Genomic DNA, 18,053 nt, shown 5'->3' with positions numbered 1-18,053 from the left:
TGAAAACGCCGCTGCGGCATGGCTGCGCCGCTTGCGGCGCGCATCCGTCCTGGCTGCATTGTCGCTGGCGGCGCCCTGTGCGCTGGCGCAAACCTATACGTCCGCGCCAGCGGCGCCATCTGCCGGCGCGGCGGCCAAGCCGGGAAGCGGCTGGACGCCCCTGGCCGTGCCGCCGGCGCCGAACCTGCCGAACCTGGGCGATACCTCGCGCGAAGACCTGTCGCCGGCGATGGAGCGCAAGATCGGCGAGGAAATCATGCGCGGCATCCGCGGCGACCGCGACTATCTCGATGACGCGCCCTTGCTCGAATACCTGAATACCTTCGGCAACGCCCTCGTGGCGGCGCGCCCCAGCGTGCGCGGCGAAACGAATTACGACTACCTCTTCTTTGCCGTGCGCGATCCCCAATTGAACGCGTTTGCCTTGCCGGGCGGTTTCATCGGCGTGCACTCGGCGCTGGTGCTGGCGGCGCAAACGGAGGCGGAACTGGCATCCGTGCTGTCGCACGAGATCGGCCACGTGGCGCAGCGCCATATCGCGCGCATGCTGGGCCAGCAGCGCCAGGATGCCCTGATGCCGCTGGCCGCCATGCTGCTGGCGGCGCTCGCGTCGCGTGCGGGCGGCGACGTGGCCATGGGCGTGTTTGCCGCCGGCCAGGGCCTGGCCATCCAGCGCCAGCTCAATTTCGGCCGCGACGCCGAACGCGAGGCGGACCGCATCGGTTTCCAGATCATGGGCGAAGCCGGTTTCGACACCACCGGCATGGTGGCCTTCTTCGGCCGCATGCAGGCGGCCAGCCGTTCGTACAGTGACCTGATGCCCGCCTATCTGCAGACCCACCCGCTGACGACGGAACGCATCGCCGACATCCAGGCGCGCATCCGCGAGCAGCCGTACAAGCAGCGTGCGGACAGCCTGAGTTTCCACCTGGCCCGCGCGCGCGCCCGCGTGCTGCAGGATGAAAGCGTGCAAGGCTTGCTGAACGCCAAGGCCGTCTTCAAGACGCAGCTGGAACAGCAAAGCCGCTTCCAGGTGACGGCCGCCCATTACGGCTTGTCCTTTGTCGCCGTCAAGCAGGGCAAGCCGGCGGAGGCGCAAAAGGAACTCGATGCGGCCAATGCCGCCCTGCACCAGCCGGCCGGGCCGAATGTGCTGACGTCGGGCGGCACGCAGGGCCCCAATTCGCTGCTGGCGGCGATGGGGCTGGAAGTGCTGTTGATGCCGGCGCAAAAGAAGGAAGTGGCGCAACAGGCTTTGAAGGCGGCCGATGCGGCGCGCCAGCAGTTTCCCCTCTCGCGCGGCATTGCCCACCAATATGCGGAAGCGCTGATGGCTGCCGGCAAGCTGGAGCAAGCCACCTTGTACCTGCGTGAGCAGGTGCAGCTCTACAAGGAAGAGCCGGAACTGTACGATTTACTGGCGAAAGCCTATGCGGATCAGGGCAAGATGACCTTGCAGCATATGGCGCTGGCCGAATCCTACGTGCTGCAGGGCGCCACCATGGCCGCGCTGGACCAGCTGACGATCGCCCGCAAATCGACGGACGCGACCTTTTATGACCAGGCCGTGATCGATGCGCGCGAGCGCGAATTGCAGGAAAAGCGCCGCGAGCAGATCAAGGACCAGAAGGGCTGACTCCTATTCGGCTTGCGGCATCGGCTGGAAGTCGAAGGTTTGCGGCACGGCGTCGTAGCGCAGCGGCTGCACGGCGATCTCCTTGCCGTTATGCAATAGGGTCAGCTTGCCCCGGCGCTCTTCCAGCCACGCCAGCAAGGCCTCGTCGCTGGCCACCTGACCATCGACGTGCAGGGCGTCCAGCACTTGCGCCATGTCGCGGTCATCGACCTGCGCCACGACCTCGCCCTGGCGCAAGATCAAGACGCCGTTGTCGCACCAATACACCTGCTCGATCTGTTCCAGCGGCGCGCCCGTCTGCAAGACAAAACCGTGCTGCGGGTCGCTGCGGGCGATGTAGGGCGTCGCTTCCAGATTTACATACACGCGCTGCGGGCCGTTCTGGAAGAACCAGCAGCCTCGTTCGTCATGGCCGTAATTGCGGTTGATAAATCCCAGTAGGGCTTCGTGGGCGATCTTGTCGCCAGGCAGTTGTCGCTGTTGCGCATGCTGGTCGCGCATGCGCCAGTGGCCGCGCGCGTCCAGGCCCAGCCAGCCGTAGCAGTGCGGTACGTTCGGCCATTTGGCCAGGGCCTGTTTGACGAGTTCATCCATGTGTAGCGTTTTCCGTGTGCGTTTGCGAACTGCCAGCGTGACAGGTTTGCGGGGCCGGCGGCGCCATGTTGCCGCCCTCAAAAAAATGGAGCAGGCGCTGTGGCAGCCAGCGTGTGCTGCCCGGCAACTTGCCTGCCGCAAAGCCGACGTGGCCGCCGTGGCGCGGATACTCGAGCGTGACCGTCGGCGCGGCGCTGCGCGGCAGGAAGCGCCCGGGCAGGAAGGGATCATTCTGCGCATTCAGCACCAGGGTCGGCACGGTGATGTCCTGCAAGACGTGCTTGGCGCTGGCGCGGTGCCAGTAATCGTCGGCGTCGCGGTAGCCGTGCAGGGGCGCCGTGACGACATTGTCGAAGGCGTGCAAGTCGCGCGCGGCCAGCATGGCGTCGCGCGCGAACAGGCCGGGAAACTGTTCCAGCTTGGCCAGGCATTTCGGTTTGAGCGTGTTCAGGAACATGCGCGTGTAGAGCCGGTTCGCGCCCGAAGACAAGGCCTTGCCCCCTTGCGCCAGGTCCAGCGGGGCCGACACGGCCGCCGCCGCATCGATGAAATCGGCCTGGTGCTGCGACTGGCCCAGCCAGCACAGCAGGGCGTTGCCGCCCAGCGAGACGCCGGCCGCATAAAATTTCCCCGTGGCGCGCGGGCGCAGGCGCTGCACGATCCAGTCCACTTCCTGCGCATCGCCCGAATGGTAGAAGCGGGGCGCCAGGTTCGCTTCGCCCGAGCAGCCGCGAAAGTGCGGCACGGCGCCCGACCAGCCGCGCGCGGCCACCTCGGCCATCAGGGCGCGCGCGTAATGGCTGTTCGACGAGCCTTCCAGGCCGTGGAACAGCAGCACGAAGGGCTGGCCCGGCTGGCCGTCGACCAGGTCGACGTCGACGAAGTCGCCATCGGGCGCTTGCCAGCGTTCGCGGCGGAAGGCCACGGCCGGCTTGGCGAGGCACACGGCAGGATAAATCGTCTGCGCGTGGCCGCCAGGCAGCCAGAGCGGGGCGGTATAGGGGGCGTTGTCAATAAGCGGCAAAGACATCAGTGCAGTATCTGCGTTCCCGTGGCGTCGGCCGGCGCGCCGCCCGGGGCGATGGACGCGTGGTGCAGCACGATGCGCCAGCCGCGCGGCGTTTTCACATACACATTCGTGGCCAGCAGATGCGCCGGTGCGCCGTCTTCATTGGTGACGCCTTCGATGACCGTGTGCACCGAACTCATCAGATTGTGCGTTTCATGCAGCTGCGCGGGCACGATGTGCAGGCCGCCGCCGGCCAGGATGGTTTCCCACGAGGCGCGGATGGCGGCATGGCCGATCAGGCGCGCGCCGCCCGGGTGGATGCAGACGATTTCTTCATCGTCGGCCCATAGCGCCATCAGCGCTTCGAGGTCGGCGCGGTGCAAGGCATCGTAGAACGCCGCTTCGACTTCCGCGGCGCTGCCATTGAGTTCTTTCAGACGTTTCATGACGACTCCGGGCTGAACGGTATAACTTGATGCACATAAAAACGGCGCGCTGGGGGCGCGCCGCTGGGCAGTTTAATGATGGCCGGCGCTGGCGCCTTCCTTCAGGGTGTAGGCCGTGCCGCAGTACGGGCACTTGGCGATGCCGTCTTTGTTGAATTCCAGAAACACGCGCGGATGCGATGACCACAGCGGCATGGCCGGGTTAGGGCAGTGGGCTGGCAAGTCTTTACCGTCGAGTTCGACCGCTGGCTGGGTGGTTTTTGTCATCTTGTCATGCTCCGTGAGGCTGTATGGATGGAAGTCGGCTGCTGCCAAAAGTACGATTTTAACGGATTCAGGCAGACAGCAAAAATCATGGCTAAAATGGCGGCTTGATCATCTTCGGCTGCGGCGCGGGTTTTCGCGGAAATATGGCGGCTGCAGCGCCACACTGACTGGATTTGCCTTGCCGGTATCACCGTTGCCGCCCTTGTCGTCTTACACCATTGTTGTGCAGTTACCACACTCAGCCTGCCGGGGGCTCGCATGAACACCCGCGTGAACGCCGTCCCGGCCAGCAGCGATGATGCCTTGCTGAAAGATGCCTGGCGTGCCGGCCTGAACCTGGGGGCGCCCACCCTGCTGGGCATTGCCGCCTGGGGCATGGTGGTGGGCGTGGCCATGGTGAAAAGCGGCTTGACCGTGGCGCAGGCGGGCGCCATGACCCTGTTTGTCTTTGCCGGCTCGGCCCAGCTTGCATCCTTGCCCCTGCTGGCCGCGCAAGCGCCCGTGTGGGTGATCTTCGCCACGGCCCTCGTCGTCAATTTGCGTTTTGTGATCTTTTCCGTGCTGCTGGCCCCGCATTTCGCCCATCTGCCGTGGCGCCAGCGCTTCGCGCTCGGCTATGTGGCCGGCGACATCACGGTGGGCCTGTTCCTGCAGCGCTATCCGCACGAAACGCCGGACCCGGCCAAGCTGCCTTTCCTGAAAGGCTTGATCTACCCCAACTGGCTGGCCTGGCAAATCGGTTCCTTCATCGGCATCGTGCTGGGCGCCGTCGTGCCGGCCGAATGGGGGCTGGGTTTTGCGGGCACGCTGGCGATCCTGTGCGTGACGGTGCCGCTCATCCTCAGTCGCGCCGCCTTGTGCGGCGTGCTGGTGGCGGGCACGGTCGCCGTGCTGGCGTTCAGCCTGCCGTATAAGCTGGGCTTGCTTGTGGCCGTCGTGGTGGGCATGGTCAGCGCCATGGCCGTGGAAGAATTGACAGAAAAATGGACAAAACGCCATGTTTGACGGCATAGCCTTGGGCAGAGCAGACGTGTGGATCGCCATCGCCGTGCTGGTGGTGGCGACTGCCGCCACGCGCAGCACCTTCTGGCTGATCGGCCACCACATCACCATTCCGCGCCGCGTGGGCGAGATGCTGCGCTATGCGCCGGCCTGCGCGCTGGCGGCCATCATCGCGCCCGACATGCTGATGGAAGGGCCGCAAGTGCACTTTGACTTGTCGAATCTGAAACTCTTGTCGGGTATTGCCGCCACGCTCTTTTTCGTGATTCGCCGCAATATGCTGCAAACCATCGTGTTCGGCATGCTGGTTTTCACGGGCTTGCGACTGTTGCATGTTTTTCAGTAAAGCAGGACAAATCGGCGATTTGGTCTGGTCATTGCGGTAAAATAGCGCACTTCCTTCCACTCGTCATCTGGATCGCCATGTCAGCTGTTCTCAACTTCATCCGTCTGCAAGATTTGATCGCCCAAAATGCACTGCAAGGCAAGCGCGTATTCATCCGCGCCGACCTGAACGTCCCGCAAGATGACAGTGGCAAGATCACCGAAGATACGCGCATCCGCGCTTCGGTGCCGGCCATCCGTGCCGCCCTCGACGCTGGCGCCGCCGTCATGGTGACGTCGCACTTGGGCCGTCCCACGGAAGGCGAGTTCAAGCCGGCCGACAGCCTGGCGCCCGTGGCCGCCCGCCTGTCCGAGCTGCTGGGCCAGGAAGTTGCATTGAAACAAAACTGGGTCGACGGCGCCGGCCTGGAATCCCTGGCTGCCGGCCAGGTCGTCCTGCTGGAAAACGTGCGCGTCAACAAGGGCGAAAAGAAAAACAGCGATGAGCTGGCGCAAAAAATGGCCAAATTGTGCGATATCTACGTCAATGACGCGTTCGGCACGGCCCACCGCGCCGAAGCGTCCACGCACGGCATCGCCAAGTTCGCGCCCGTCGCCTGCGCCGGTCCGCTGCTGGCCGCCGAACTCGATGCGCTGGGCAAAGCGCTGCACGCGCCAGCCCGCCCGCTGCTGGCCATCGTTGCCGGTTCGAAAGTATCGAGCAAGCTGACCATTTTGAAAGCCCTGTCCGACAAGGTCGATAATCTGATCGTCGGCGGCGGCATCGCCAATACCTTCATGAAAGCCGTTGGCTTGAACGTCGGCAAGTCGCTGGTGGAAGCGGAACTCGTCGACGAAGCGAAAGCCATCATCGACATCATGGCCAAACGGGGCGCGCAAGTGCCGATTCCCGTCGACGTCGTGTGCGCCAAGGAGTTTTCGCCGACAGCCGCCGCCACCGTCAAGGACGTGGCCGACGTGGCGGATGACGACATGATCCTCGATATCGGCCCGAAAACGGCAGCCCTGCTGGCGCAGCAGATCGCCGCCGCCGGCACCATCGTGTGGAACGGCCCCGTGGGTGTGTTCGAATTCGACCAGTTCGGCAACGGCACCAAGACCCTGGCCCTGGCGATTGCCGAGTCGAAAGCATTTTCGATCGCCGGCGGTGGCGACACCCTGGCGGCGATTGCCAAATACGATATTACGGATAAAATCAGCTATATCTCGACGGGCGGCGGCGCTTTCCTGGAGTTCCTGGAGGGCAAGACACTCCCGGCAGTGGAAATCCTGATGCAACGCGCCGGCTAAGACGGAGCGTTCAGCAGTTCAGTACCAAGCGCAGCCTGACCGCTGCGCTTTTACCTTGCCGGCGGCTGTCTCAAACCGGCCTTGCTCACCTTCGCTCGCGCACAAGGATTCCTATGCCACGTGGTACAAAAATCGTAGCAACAATCGGCCCCGCCTCCACCGACTTCGATATTCTGGTCAAAATGATACGTGCGGGCGTCGACGTGGTGCGCTTGAATTTTTCCCACGGCAAGGCGCAGGACCATATCGACCGCGCCGCGCTGGTGCGTCTGGCGGCGGCCGAGTGCGGCCGCGAAGTGGCCATCATGGCCGATATGCAAGGGCCGAAGATTCGCGTCGGCAAGTTTGAAAACACGCGCATTCAGCTCGAAGCGGGCGAGCGCTTCATCCTCGACGCCAAGTGGGGAGAAAACGGCGAGCTGGGCAACCAGGAACGGGTCGGCCTCGACTACAAGGCCTTGCCGCGCGACTTGCACAAGGGCGACGTGCTGCTGCTGAATGACGGCCTCATCGTGCTGATCGTCGAGCGCATCCACGGCAGCGAAATCCACACCACCGTCAAGATCGGCGGTGAGTTGTCGAATAACAAGGGCATCAACCGCCAGGGCGGCGGCCTGTCCGCGCCGGCCCTGACGGCCAAGGATATGGAAGATATCAAGACGGCCATGAGTTTCCAGGCCGACTATCTCGCCATTTCCTTCCCGAAATGCGCGACCGACATGGAAATGGCGCGCCAGCTGGCCAATATCGCCGGCGAACCGTACCACCACAAGCCGATGATGATCGCCAAGATCGAGCGGGCGGAAGCCATTCCCGCGCTGCAGGAAATTCTGGACGCTTCCGACGGCATCATGGTGGCGCGCGGCGATTTGGCCGTCGAGGTGGGCAACGCGGCCGTGCCGGCCTTGCAGAAGCGCATGATCAAGATGGCGCGCGCGTCGAATAAATTAGCCATCACGGCCACGCAGATGATGGAATCGATGATCGTCAACGCCGTGCCCACGCGCGCCGAAGTGTCCGACGTGGCCAATGCCGTGCTCGACGGCACGGATGCCGTCATGACGTCGGCCGAAACGGCCTCGGGCAAGTACCCGATCGAGACGGTGGAAATGATGGCCGCCATCTGCGTCGAAGCGGAGCAGTCCGAATACAACAAGCTCGATGCCGACTTCCTCAACGTCACGTTTACCCGCATCGACCAGTCGATCGCCTACGGCGCGCTGTTTACGGCCCACCACCTGCGCGTGAAAGCCATCGTGGCGCTGACGGAATCGGGTTCCACCGCCTTGTGGATGAGCCGCCACAGTATCGATACGCCGATCTATGCGCTCACGCCGAGCGTCACGACATTGCGCAAAGCCGCGCTGTACCGCAATGTTCGGGCGTATCATCTGATGCAGAACGCTCCCAGCGCGCAAGTGCTTAAGCAGGCGGAAGAGCTGCTGGTGGCGCAGGGCATCGTCAAAAAAGGTGACATGATCGTCGTCACCTGGGGCGAGCCGATGGGCCAGGTGGGCGGTACGAATGCATTAAAGATTGTGACAGTCGGCGAATTTGAATAAGGCCCAAGAATTCAGGCGCCGGCGCGGTTATTGACCACCGCGAAGCGCCGCAACGGTTTCTATTGTTATCTGGAGTATTACCATGTCTCTCGTATCCATGCGTCAACTGCTGGACCATGCCGCCGAAAACGGCTATGGCATTCCTGCTTTCAACGTCAACAACCTGGAACAAGTGCAAGCCATCATGGCTGCCGCCGATGCGCTCAACAGCCCGGTGATCATGCAGGCGTCCGCCGGCGCGCGCAAGTACGCCGGTGAAGCGTTCCTGCGCCACCTGATCGACGCCGCCGTCGAAGCGTATCCGCACATCCCCGTCGTCATGCACCAGGATCACGGCCAGTCGCCGGCCGTCTGCATGGCCGCCATCCGCTCGGGTTTTACTTCCGTGATGATGGACGGTTCGCTGGAAGCGGACGGCAAGTCGGTCGCGTCGTACGAATACAACGTGGAAGTGTCGCGTGAAGTGGTGAAATTCTCGCACGCCATCGGCGTGACGGTGGAAGCGGAACTGGGCGTGCTCGGTTCGCTGGAAACCATGAAAGGCGACAAGGAAGACGGCCACGGCGCCGACGGCACCATGACCCGCGAGCAACTGCTGACGGACGTGGCGCAAGCGGCCGACTTCGTGCAGCGCACCCAGTGCGACGCCCTGGCGATCGCCATCGGCACCTCGCACGGCGCCTACAAATTCACGCGCAAGCCGACGGGCGACATCCTGGCCATCGACCGCATCAAGGAGATCCACGCGCGCATCCCGAACACCCACCTGGTGATGCACGGTTCCTCGTCGGTGCCGCAGGAATTGCTGGCCATCATCCGCGAATTTGGCGGCGACATGAAGGAAACCTACGGCGTGCCAGTCGAAGAAATCCAGGAAGGCATCCGTCACGGCGTGCGCAAGATCAACATCGACACCGATATCCGCCTGGCGATGACGGCCGCGATCCGCAAGTACCTGTTCGAAAACCCGTCGAAATTCGACCCGCGCGACTTCCTGAAGCCAGCCCGCACCGCCGCCGAGCAAATCGTGCGCGCGCGCATGCAGGCTTTCGGCTGCGAAGGCCAGGCGTCGAAAATCAAGGTCATCACGATGGAAAAAATGGCCGAGCGCTACAAGGCCGGCGAGCTGTCGCAAATTGTGAAGTAAAATTCTGTCTGGAACGGGCCGGAAGCAATGCTCCGTGCCCGATTTTCTCGACCGGCGGGCGCCTTCCCTGCCTGCCGGTTTCGTTTCATCCAACTATTCCCCCGCTATGAACAGCCTCTATCAGACTTCCATCCACTCCCTGCCATTGCTGGGCCACGGCAAGGTCCGCGACAACTACGCCGTTGGCGACGACAAGATCCTGATCGTCACCACGGACCGCCTGTCGGCCTTCGATGTCGTCATGAACGAGCCTATCCCCGGCAAGGGCAAGGTCCTCAACCAGATGAGCGATTTCTGGTTCGAGAAGCTGGGCCATATCGTGCCGAACCACCTGACCGGCGTGGCGCCGGAGTCCGTGGTGGCGCCCGAGGAAGTGGAGCAAGTCAAGGGCCGCGCCGTCGTGGCCAAGCGCCTGAAGCCCATCATGGTCGAGGCAGTCGTGCGCGGCTACATCATTGGTTCGGGCTGGAAAGATTACCAGGACACGGGCAGCATCTGCGGCATCAAGCTGCCAGCCGGCCTGCAACAGGCGGAAAAGCTGCCGGAACCGATCTTCACCCCGGCGGCCAAGGCCGAGCTGGGCGAGCATGATGAAAACATCAGCTTTGCGGAAATGGAAGAGCGCATCGGCGCGGAACTGGCCGCCAAGATGCGCGACGTCGCCATCGCCTTGTACAAGACGGCCGCCGAATATGCGGCCACGCGCGGCATCATCATCGCCGACACCAAGTTCGAATTCGGCCTGGACGACAACGGCGTCATGCATCTGATGGATGAAGTGCTGACGGCCGACTCCTCGCGCTTCTGGCCAGCGGACTCGTATCAGCCTGGCATTTCGCCGCCGTCGTTCGACAAGCAATTCGTGCGTGACTACCTGGAAACACTGACCTGGGGCAAGACCGCACCGGCGCCGGCGCTGCCGGCCGACGTCATCGAAAAAACCCAGGCCAAGTACTTTGAAGCCATCGAACGCCTGACGGGCGAGAAGCTGAAGGCCTGAGATGAGCGAGCAGAATAAGCCGCTGGTCGGCGTCATCATGGGTTCGTCTTCGGACTGGGACGTGATGCAGAACGCGGTCGCCATCCTGAAACAGTTTGGCGTGCCGTACGAAGCGCAAGTCATTTCCGCGCACCGCATGCCCGACGAGATGTATGCGTATGCGAAAAGCGCACGCGCGCGCGGCTTGCGCGCCATCATCGCCGGCGCCGGCGGTGCGGCCCACCTGCCTGGCATGGTGGCCGCCATGACCATCGTGCCCGTGCTGGGCGTGCCCGTGCCGTCGAAGTATTTGCGCGGCGAAGATTCCATGCTGTCGATCCTGCAAATGCCCAAGGGCGTGCCCGTGGCCACCTTCGCCATCGGCGAAGCGGGCGCGGCGAATGCGGCGCTGACGGCCGTGGCGATGCTTGCCGCCAACGACGACGCCCTGGCCGAGCAGCTGGAAGCCTTCCGTGCCACGCAAACGGCCGCCGCCAAGGCCATGGTCTTGCCTGAATAATGTGCTTGAAAAATAATGAATAGTAAATCGACTTCCCCATTGCTGCCCGCGGCCAACCCACCGGCATGGCTGGGCGTGATGGGCGGCGGCCAGCTCGGCCGCATGTTTGCCCAGGCCGCCCAGAGCATGGGCTACCAAGTGGCCGTGCTGGAACCATCGGACGCCTGCCCTGCGGGGCAGGTGGCGCAGCGCCTGGTCAATGCCGGCTACAGCGATGCGGCCGGACTCGACGCCCTGGCCGCGCAGTGTCTGGCCGTCACCACGGAATTCGAGAACGTGCCGGCCGACAGCCTGTCGCGCCTGGCCGAACGCGTGTTTGTGGCGCCCAACGCCCACGGCGTGTCGGTGGCGCAAGACCGCATCGCGGAAAAACGTTTCTTTGTCGCCTGCGCCCCGAAATCGGGCGTGCTGCCGGCGCCGCATACGGTGATCGCCACGCAGCTGGACATCGACGGCATCGCCGACGACTTGCTGCCGGGCATTTTGAAAACCGTGCGCATGGGCTATGACGGCAAGGGCCAGTTCCGCGTGCGCACGCGCGACGACGTGCGCGCCGCGTTTGCGGAAATGGGCGAGGTAACTTGCCTGTTGGAAAAGATGCTGCCGCTGGCCTATGAAGTGTCCGTGCTGACGGCGCGCGGCGTGGACGGCGCATCGGTCGTGTATCCGATCGCCGAAAACGTGCACCGCGACGGCGTGCTGTTTACCACCACGGTGCCGGGCCCGAACGTGTCGGACGACTGCGCCGCCAGGGCGCAGCGGGCGGCGCAGGCCATGGTTGCCGAACTCGGCTATGTCGGCGTGCTGTGCATCGAATTTTTCGTGCTGGAAGATGGCAGCCTTGTGGTCAACGAAATGGCGCCGCGCCCGCATAACAGCGGCCACTACACGATGGATGCCTGCGTCACCAGCCAGTTCGCGCAGCAGGTGCGGGCCATGGCGCGCCTGCCGCTGGGCGAGGTGCGCCAGCATTCGCCGGCCGTGATGCTCAACCTCCTCGGCGACGCCTGGTTTGCCGACGGCAGCGATGTCGCCAGCGAGCCGGCCTGGGACCGCATCCTGGCCTTGCCGGGCGCGTGTCTGCACCTGTACGGCAAGGACGATCCGCGCCGTGGCCGCAAGATGGGTCACCTGACCTTCATCGCCGCCACCTTGCAAGAGGCGCAGCAGCGCCTGCGCGATGCGTGCCTGATCCTGGGAATCGCGCCGTGAGCGTGCCCGCACACGACCTGGCGGCGGCGGCCGCCGTGCTGGAAGCGGGCGGCCTCGTCGCTTTCCCGACGGAAACCGTGTACGGCCTGGGCGCCGATGCGGAAAACCCGGCCGCCGTGGCGCGCATCTATGAAGCCAAGGGCCGTCCCTCGGACCATCCCGTGATCGTGCACGTGGCGCCGGGCGCCGACCTGGCGCACTGGTCCGATGATATTCCAGTCGAGGCGGAACAGCTGGTGGCGGCCTTCTGGCCCGGCCCGCTGACCCTGATCGTCAAGCGCGCCGCGCATATCCCCGATGCCGTTTCCGGCGGCCAGGATACGGTGGGCTTGCGCTGCCCCTCGCATCCGGTGGCTATCGAACTGCTACGCACTTTCAAGGGCGGCAACGGCGGCCTGGCGGCGCCGTCGGCGAACAAGTTCGGCAACGTCAGCCCCACCACGGCGCAGCACGTGCGCGATGAATTCACGGCGGAGCTCGACAGCGGCTTGCTGGGCCTGGTGCTCGACGGCGGGCAGAGCGACGTGGGCATCGAGTCGACCATCGTCGACCTGTCGCGCCTGGCCACGCACGGTCCCGTGTTGTTGCGTCCCGGCCATATCAGCAGCGAGCAGATCGCCGCCGTCATTGGCCGCGCACCGGCCGTGGCCGACGCGGCCGCACCGCGTGCCTCGGGCACCCTGGAATCGCACTATGCGCCACACACGCCTGTTGCGATGCAGCACAGCGACGACGTGCGCGCCACCTTGAACCGCCTGCTCAATGACGGGCGCCGCGTGGCGCTGATCCACTACTCGGATCTGCCGCCGGCCAGCGCCAGCGTGCGCCTGGCCGCCAGCCCGGAAAACTACGCACATGCGCTGTATGCCTCGCTGCGCACGATGGACCAGGTCGGCGCCGAGCTGATCCTCGTCGAAGCGCCACCGACGGGCCCCGCGTGGCTCGGCGTCAACGACCGTTTGCGGCGTGCCGCATTCGGCTCAAGTGGTATCTTGCAGCAATTCCTGTCCGTCTGAAAAAAGCCCCGCAAGGGGCTTTTTCTTGATGCAGCGCAATAGCAATGCTTGCCACGAAACATAGTAAATCCTCCATAATTCAGCAGATCGCCCGGCCATCACAGGGCGCAGGCGGTGTTGTTATTTCGTTGATTTTTAAAGCATATTTTCTATACAAGCCTCTGGAACGATGGCATATTAGTTGGGTAACGAATAGCACGCCCGTTCGTTTAGAAACCATAAAAAAGACCGAGGAGACAAAATGCATCAAACAAAATTTGCGCTGGCCGTGCTGGCTGCGGCTGTCCTTGCAGGTTGCGGCGGCGCCAGTGGCGGTGATCAAACCTTGAAAGTCAAGTACACGGCGCAGGTGTCGTTCGGCGACAGCCTGTCCGATGTCGGTTCGTATGCCGTGGGCACAGTGCTGGCGAAAGGTGGCGGCAAGTTCACCATCAATGGCGACAATACCAAGATCAATCCTGAACTGACAGGCAAGAACTGGACCGAGCACCTGGCCGCGCAATTCGGCCTGGCCGCCCCATGCGCCGCCGAGACTGGCCTGGAAGGCAATGCGGCAAAAGGCTTGTCTGTTCCACGCGTCAAGCATCCGGGCTGCTACGGCTACGCCATGGGCGGTTCGCGCGTGACCAACCCCGTCGGTCCGAACAACAAGTTGACGGGCAGCGAGCTCGGTGCCCTGACCGTGCCCGTGGTGACGCAGATCGCGAACCACCTGGCTGCTTCCGGGGGCAAGTTCAGCGGCACGGAAGCCGTTTTCGTGATGGCGGGCGGCAATGACGTGCTGTTCCAGCTCGGCGCATTGCAGGCCGGTGCGACGGCGGCCGGCAAGACGGCGGGCGCCGATGCGGGCGCCAAGGCTTTTGCCACCAATTTAACCATGGCCCTGGCCGCCGGCGCGCCCAATCCCGCCACGGCGGCCGCCTCCATCGGCGCCGCCATCAAGACGGCCAGCGCGGCGCCTGGCGCCACCTCGGCGACCATCGTCGGTGCCGCGGTGCAAGCGGCCGTGATTGCCGGCAATACGGCGGTAGGCGCGCTGGAAGTGTATGGTCCGCTGGTCACCAAGGCGCAAGCCGATGCGACGGTCACCGGCAATGCTGCCGGCGCCAAGGCCGGCGCCGATTATGCGGCGGCCCAGGGGCCGTTGCTGATTGCCGCCATGAAACAAGCGGGTACTGAACTGGTGGCGCTGGTCAAGGATCAGATCATCGCCAAGGGCGCCAACTATGTCATCGTCAACAACTTGCCGGACGTGGCCGGTACGCCATCGGGCTTGAGCAAGGATGCCAATACCAAGACGCTCATCAATGCCATGGTCAGCGCCTTCAATGGCGAACTGAGCGGTGGCCTGAGCGGCAATGCGAAAGTCTTGCTGGTCGACGTGTTTGCCGTCAGCCATGACCAGGGCGTCAACCCTGGCCCGTATGGCTTGACCAATGTCAGCGAGACGGCGTGCGACCTGACCGCACCTGGCAATATCCTGGGTAGCTCGCTGGTGTGCAATGGCTCGAACCTGAAAGCGGGCGACGTCAGCCACTACGCGTATGCCGACGATGTGCACCCTACGCCGTTCAACAACCTGTTGCTGGCCCGTTATGTGGCCAAGGACATGGTCGTGCGGGGCTGGCTGTAAGGAATCGCCGCGCCAGCCGCGTCCCGGGGACGGGGCTGGCGCCGGCAGCGACAAGACTGGATAGCCCGGCTATCCGCACATAATGATCAGGAGACAAGATGAAAAATCGTTTGAATACCGCTGTACGCGTGCTGGCCGCCGCCGCCGCGATGGCCATGGCGACGGGCGCTTCTGCGCAAAGCGCAGGCACCTGGATGGCCAAGGTCGGCCTCAACAAAATCACGCCCCACGTCGATAGTGGCGACATTTCTGCGCCGGCACTGCCGGGCACGAAGGCCGACGTCAAGGCGGATACCAAGCCCATCCTGACCTTTGCCTACATGATCACGGACAATATTTCCGCTGAAATGATCCTGGGCGTGCCGTACAAGCATGACCTGATGGGCGATGGTGCCATCAAGGGCACGGGCAAGCTGGGGACGGCGGAAGCCTTGCCGCCGACGGCCTTCATCCAGTACCGTTTCTTCCAGCCCAATGCGATGATCCGTCCTTACGTGGGCGCGGGCTTGACGTATGCATATTTCCAGAAGGAAAAAGGCTCGGGCCAGATGACGGCCTTGCTGGATCCGGGTGGAGCGCCCGTCACTTACCGCATGGACAACAAGCTGGCAGGCAGCCTGGTGGTCGGCAGCACCCTGTCCTTCAACGAGCGCTGGTTTGCCGACGTGGCCGTGGTCAAGACCTTCCTGAAAACCAAGGCGAAATTCTCGACGGGGCAGACGCAGGACATCAAGCTCGATCCGCTCGCCGTGAGTGTCAGCATCGGGTATAAATTTACCCTGTAAAACAAAAAATCCGCCTCGGCGGATTTTTTTTTGTCCCGCTCAGGCTGGCGGTGTATTGAACTTACCATTGTGGAAGATCAAGGGCGGCTGCGCGGCAAACGCGCATTGTTCTACTTCGCCCACGAAAATGACGTGGTCGCCTTCTGGATAGCGGCTGCGGTTGTGGCATTCGAACCAGGCCGACGCGCCTTTCAGGATGGGCTGGCCCGTGCGCGACAGTTCGTATTCCACGTCATCGAAGGGATTCGGCGTGCGCCGTGCAAAGCGCTGCGCCAGTTCCGCCTGCTCGGCGCCCAGCACATTGATGACGTAATGCGAGTTGCCGCTGAAAATCGGCATGCTGTTCGCCACCGTGCCCAGACTCCACAGCACCAGGGGCGGCGACAGCGAGACGGAATTGAAGGAACTGGCCGTCAGACCGCGGAAACTGCCGTCGGCCAGGCGCGTCGTGATGACCGTCACGCCGGTGGCAAACTGTGACAATGCCTGCCGAAAATGTGCCGTATCGAATTCTTGCGCTGGCGCGCGGGGAGAGCGTGTGTTCATGGGTGACCTGTCTATTTGCTGACATTATGCCAAAAATCGGCCACGCCAGCGCAATCGTGGCCGGCATGCCCCTTATGTGCGGTGCATCACGCGCCGTTTCAAGCGGCACTGCAGGCCATGGCGCTTTGCGTTACAGTAATGAAATGATACGTCGCACAGGCGTTGCGGGAGGACATCATGAACCAACAGACGGAAGTGGCGGTATTCGGCGGTGGCTGTTTCTGGTGCCTCGCTGCCGTGTATGGGGAAGTGCGCGGCGTGACGCGCGTCGAGTCCGGCTACACGGGCGGCACGGTGCCCAACCCCACATATGATCAGGTGTGCACGGGCGAGACGGGCCACGCGGAAGTGGTACGGCTGGAATTCGATCCCGCCGTCATCCCTTACCACGATTTGCTGGAAATCTTTTTTACCTTGCACGATCCTACCACCCTGAACCGGCAGGGCAATGATGTCGGCACGCAATTTCGCTCCGTCATCCATTATCAGTCGGCGGAGCAGGAAAGCGTGGCGCGCAAGGTGCTGGCCGAGATGGCCGGCGTGTGGGATGCTCCGATCGTCACGCAGCTGGCGCCGGCATCGGTCTTTTATCCGGCCGAGGATTACCACCAGAATTATGTCGAGCAGCATCCCTTGCAGGGCTATTGCGCCCTCGTTGTCGTGCCCAAGGTGGAAAAATTCCGCGCCATGTACGCCGAGCGCCTGAAGTAAGCGCCCCGCGTGGGCATCAGGATCAGGTCGCCAGCAGGGGCGCCGGCCTGGCGTCCTGCGCATACATGTAGTTGCGCGACCAGGGCAGGGTGGAGGAGCGCCGGCCCGCCTTCACGCAGACGATCTGGTACAGGCTGATCAAATCTTGCTCAAAGGCATAGGCGCAGCCGGCCAGGTAGACGTGCCAGATGCGGAAGCGCCGCTCGCCCGCCAACGGACGGATCTGCTCGGCATGGGCTTCGAAATTTTCCGTCCACAGGGCGCAGGTGCGCGCATAGTGGCGCCGCAGGTTTTCCACGTCCAGCACTTCCAGCCCCCCTTGCTGCATGGTTTTCAGGACATTGCCGATATGGGCCAGTTCGCCGTGCGGAAACACATATTTTTCGATGAATTCCCCGCCGCCATACGGCGTTTCGCCATTCTCCGGGTCGGTCGAGGTGATGCCATGGTTCATCGCCATGCCGTCCGGCGCCAGCAGCTTGTTGATGATGGAAAAATAATCGGGCAAATGTTTCAAGCCCACGTGCTCGAACATGCCCACGCTGGTGATGCGGTCGAACTGGCCCGTGACGTCGCGGTAGTCTTGCAGGCGGATGTCGATCAGGTGGGCCAGGCCGGCCGCCGCCACGCGCTCGCGCGCCAGCGCGTACTGGTTTTCCGACAGGGTGACGCCCACGCAGCGGGCGCCATATTGTTGGGCGGCACGCATGACGAGCGCGCCCCAGCCGCAGCCGATGTCGAGCAGGGTCTGGCCCGGTTGCAGCTGGATTTTCTTCAGGATATGGTCGATCTTCTTGACTTGCGCCTGCGCCAGCGTTTCATCGCCGTGTTCGAAATAGGCGCAGGAATACACGAGGGCGGGGTCGAGGAATTGCTCGTAGAAGGCATTCGACACGTCATAATGGTAGCGGATGGCTTCGGCATCCTTGCTCTTGTCGTGCGTAAAGCTGCGCACGATGCGGGCCAGCTTGCCTTCCGGTTTCAAGGTGTTGCGCGCCAGGGCATTACAGATGGCAATCATGTCCTGGGCCGTGCCCTTGACTTCGATATTGCCTTCCACATAGGCCGAACCCAGGTTGGCCAGCGAGGGGTTCAGCAGATAGCGGGCCGAGGCGACGGTCGGCAGGCGGATGGTGACTGTGGGCGTTTCGCTGGACAGGTCGACATGCTGGCCATTCCACAATTCTATGCGCAGCGGCAAGGCAGTCTTGCTGCGGATACCGGCAATCCAGGACTTGAGTTGGTTTTGTACAAACAAAATAGCCTCCAATGAAGCGGCCGCTGTTGCGGCCGCAAATTGAGAAACAATGTCATTTAGTAACTTCTACCCTCATAGCCTACACCGATATTGAC

19 protein-coding genes are annotated in these 18,053 nt (G+C 63.2%); 13 read left to right on the top strand and 6 right to left on the bottom strand.

Going from position 1 to position 18,053, the window contains the following annotated elements:
• The first annotated feature begins 58 nt into the window (after positions 1-58).
• Complete coding sequence (locus AC3RCG_RS26025) at positions 59-1,636, top strand: M48 family metallopeptidase (protein WP_492402363.1); 1,578 nt, start codon at positions 59-61, stop codon at positions 1,634-1,636.
• A 3-nt stretch (positions 1,637-1,639) separates the two neighbouring features.
• On the opposite strand, the gene AC3RCG_RS26020 is transcribed toward AC3RCG_RS26025, so the two are convergent.
• From AC3RCG_RS26020 to AC3RCG_RS26005, 4 genes are all read right to left on the bottom strand, one after another.
• On the bottom strand, positions 1,640-2,230 hold the full coding sequence (locus AC3RCG_RS26020) for a DUF2946 family protein (RefSeq protein ID WP_070220372.1): 591 nt from the start codon (positions 2,228-2,230) through the stop codon (positions 1,640-1,642).
• Positions 2,223-3,260, bottom strand: a complete 1,038-nt coding sequence (locus AC3RCG_RS26015; protein ID WP_070220370.1) for a YheT family hydrolase — start codon at positions 3,258-3,260, stop codon at positions 2,223-2,225. Before AC3RCG_RS26015 ends, AC3RCG_RS26020 begins: the two co-directional genes overlap by 8 nt.
• Positions 3,260-3,685, bottom strand: a complete 426-nt coding sequence (locus AC3RCG_RS26010; RefSeq protein ID WP_070220368.1) for a YybH family protein — start codon at positions 3,683-3,685, stop codon at positions 3,260-3,262. The genes AC3RCG_RS26015 and AC3RCG_RS26010 overlap by 1 nt, the downstream gene beginning before the upstream one ends.
• Positions 3,686-3,757: 72 nt before the next feature.
• Positions 3,758-3,952 (bottom strand): zinc-finger domain-containing protein, encoded by a 195-nt coding sequence (locus tag AC3RCG_RS26005; RefSeq protein ID WP_070220739.1) that lies wholly within the window; start codon positions 3,950-3,952, stop codon positions 3,758-3,760.
• A 258-nt stretch (positions 3,953-4,210) separates the two neighbouring features.
• Between AC3RCG_RS26005 and AC3RCG_RS26000 the strand changes: the two genes are divergently transcribed.
• The 11 genes from AC3RCG_RS26000 to AC3RCG_RS25950 all read left to right on the top strand — a co-directional run bounded on the left by AC3RCG_RS26000 (position 4,211) and on the right by AC3RCG_RS25950 (position 15,443).
• On the top strand, positions 4,211-4,957 hold the full coding sequence (locus tag AC3RCG_RS26000; RefSeq protein ID WP_070220366.1) for an AzlC family ABC transporter permease: 747 nt from the start codon (positions 4,211-4,213) through the stop codon (positions 4,955-4,957).
• Entirely contained in the window at positions 4,950-5,300 is a 351-nt protein-coding gene (locus AC3RCG_RS25995) for an AzlD domain-containing protein (RefSeq protein WP_070220364.1), read from the top strand. The genes AC3RCG_RS26000 and AC3RCG_RS25995 overlap by 8 nt, the downstream gene beginning before the upstream one ends.
• A 77-nt stretch (positions 5,301-5,377) precedes the next feature.
• Positions 5,378-6,589, top strand: a complete 1,212-nt coding sequence (locus AC3RCG_RS25990; RefSeq protein ID WP_070220362.1) for a phosphoglycerate kinase — start codon at positions 5,378-5,380, stop codon at positions 6,587-6,589.
• Positions 6,590-6,702: 113 nt separating this feature from the next.
• On the top strand, positions 6,703-8,151 hold the full coding sequence (gene pyk / locus AC3RCG_RS25985) for a pyruvate kinase (RefSeq protein ID WP_070220360.1): 1,449 nt from the start codon (positions 6,703-6,705) through the stop codon (positions 8,149-8,151).
• An 82-nt stretch (positions 8,152-8,233) separates the two neighbouring features.
• Positions 8,234-9,298 carry a class II fructose-bisphosphate aldolase gene (fba, locus tag AC3RCG_RS25980; RefSeq protein ID WP_010401625.1) on the top strand — a complete coding sequence of 355 codons (1,065 nt, stop codon included), beginning with the start codon at positions 8,234-8,236 and terminating at the stop codon, positions 9,296-9,298.
• Between the two features lie 106 nt (positions 9,299-9,404).
• Positions 9,405-10,298 carry a phosphoribosylaminoimidazolesuccinocarboxamide synthase gene (locus tag AC3RCG_RS25975; RefSeq protein WP_070220356.1) on the top strand — a complete coding sequence of 298 codons (894 nt, stop codon included), beginning with the start codon at positions 9,405-9,407 and terminating at the stop codon, positions 10,296-10,298.
• 1 nt (position 10,299) lies between these two features.
• Positions 10,300-10,797, top strand: a complete 498-nt coding sequence (purE, locus tag AC3RCG_RS25970; RefSeq protein ID WP_070220354.1) for a 5-(carboxyamino)imidazole ribonucleotide mutase — start codon at positions 10,300-10,302, stop codon at positions 10,795-10,797.
• A 15-nt stretch (positions 10,798-10,812) separates the two neighbouring features.
• Positions 10,813-12,009 (top strand): 5-(carboxyamino)imidazole ribonucleotide synthase, encoded by a 1,197-nt coding sequence (locus AC3RCG_RS25965; protein ID WP_409027744.1) that lies wholly within the window; start codon positions 10,813-10,815, stop codon positions 12,007-12,009.
• Positions 12,006-13,025 (top strand): L-threonylcarbamoyladenylate synthase, encoded by a 1,020-nt coding sequence (locus AC3RCG_RS25960; protein WP_070290918.1) that lies wholly within the window; start codon positions 12,006-12,008, stop codon positions 13,023-13,025. The genes AC3RCG_RS25965 and AC3RCG_RS25960 overlap by 4 nt, the downstream gene beginning before the upstream one ends.
• Positions 13,026-13,266: 241 nt before the next feature.
• Entirely contained in the window at positions 13,267-14,658 is a 1,392-nt protein-coding gene (locus tag AC3RCG_RS25955) for an SGNH/GDSL hydrolase family protein (RefSeq protein ID WP_492402229.1), read from the top strand.
• A 98-nt stretch (positions 14,659-14,756) separates the two neighbouring features.
• Complete coding sequence (locus AC3RCG_RS25950) at positions 14,757-15,443, top strand: OmpW/AlkL family protein (protein ID WP_070290920.1); 687 nt, start codon at positions 14,757-14,759, stop codon at positions 15,441-15,443.
• A gap of 39 nt (positions 15,444-15,482) precedes the next feature.
• On the opposite strand, the gene AC3RCG_RS25945 is transcribed toward AC3RCG_RS25950, so the two are convergent.
• Positions 15,483-15,989 carry a flavin reductase family protein gene (locus tag AC3RCG_RS25945; protein WP_070290921.1) on the bottom strand — a complete coding sequence of 169 codons (507 nt, stop codon included), beginning with the start codon at positions 15,987-15,989 and terminating at the stop codon, positions 15,483-15,485.
• Positions 15,990-16,166: 177 nt separating this feature from the next.
• Here AC3RCG_RS25945 and msrA point away from each other — a divergent pair, with 177 nt between their 5' ends.
• Positions 16,167-16,700: a peptide-methionine (S)-S-oxide reductase MsrA gene (msrA, locus tag AC3RCG_RS25940; RefSeq protein ID WP_070290922.1), complete on the top strand. Its 534-nt coding sequence runs from the start codon at positions 16,167-16,169 to the stop codon at positions 16,698-16,700.
• 22 nt (positions 16,701-16,722) lie between these two features.
• On the opposite strand, the gene AC3RCG_RS25935 is transcribed toward msrA, so the two are convergent.
• Complete coding sequence (locus tag AC3RCG_RS25935) at positions 16,723-17,958, bottom strand: SAM-dependent methyltransferase (protein WP_070290923.1); 1,236 nt, start codon at positions 17,956-17,958, stop codon at positions 16,723-16,725.
• Positions 17,959-18,053: the final 95 nt, after the last annotated feature.

It is taken from the genome of Janthinobacterium sp. GW823-FHT01H08, from assembly GCF_058797855.1.
Note: the sequence above shows the minus strand (reverse complement) of the source record. Positions and strands in the feature narration are given on the sequence as shown.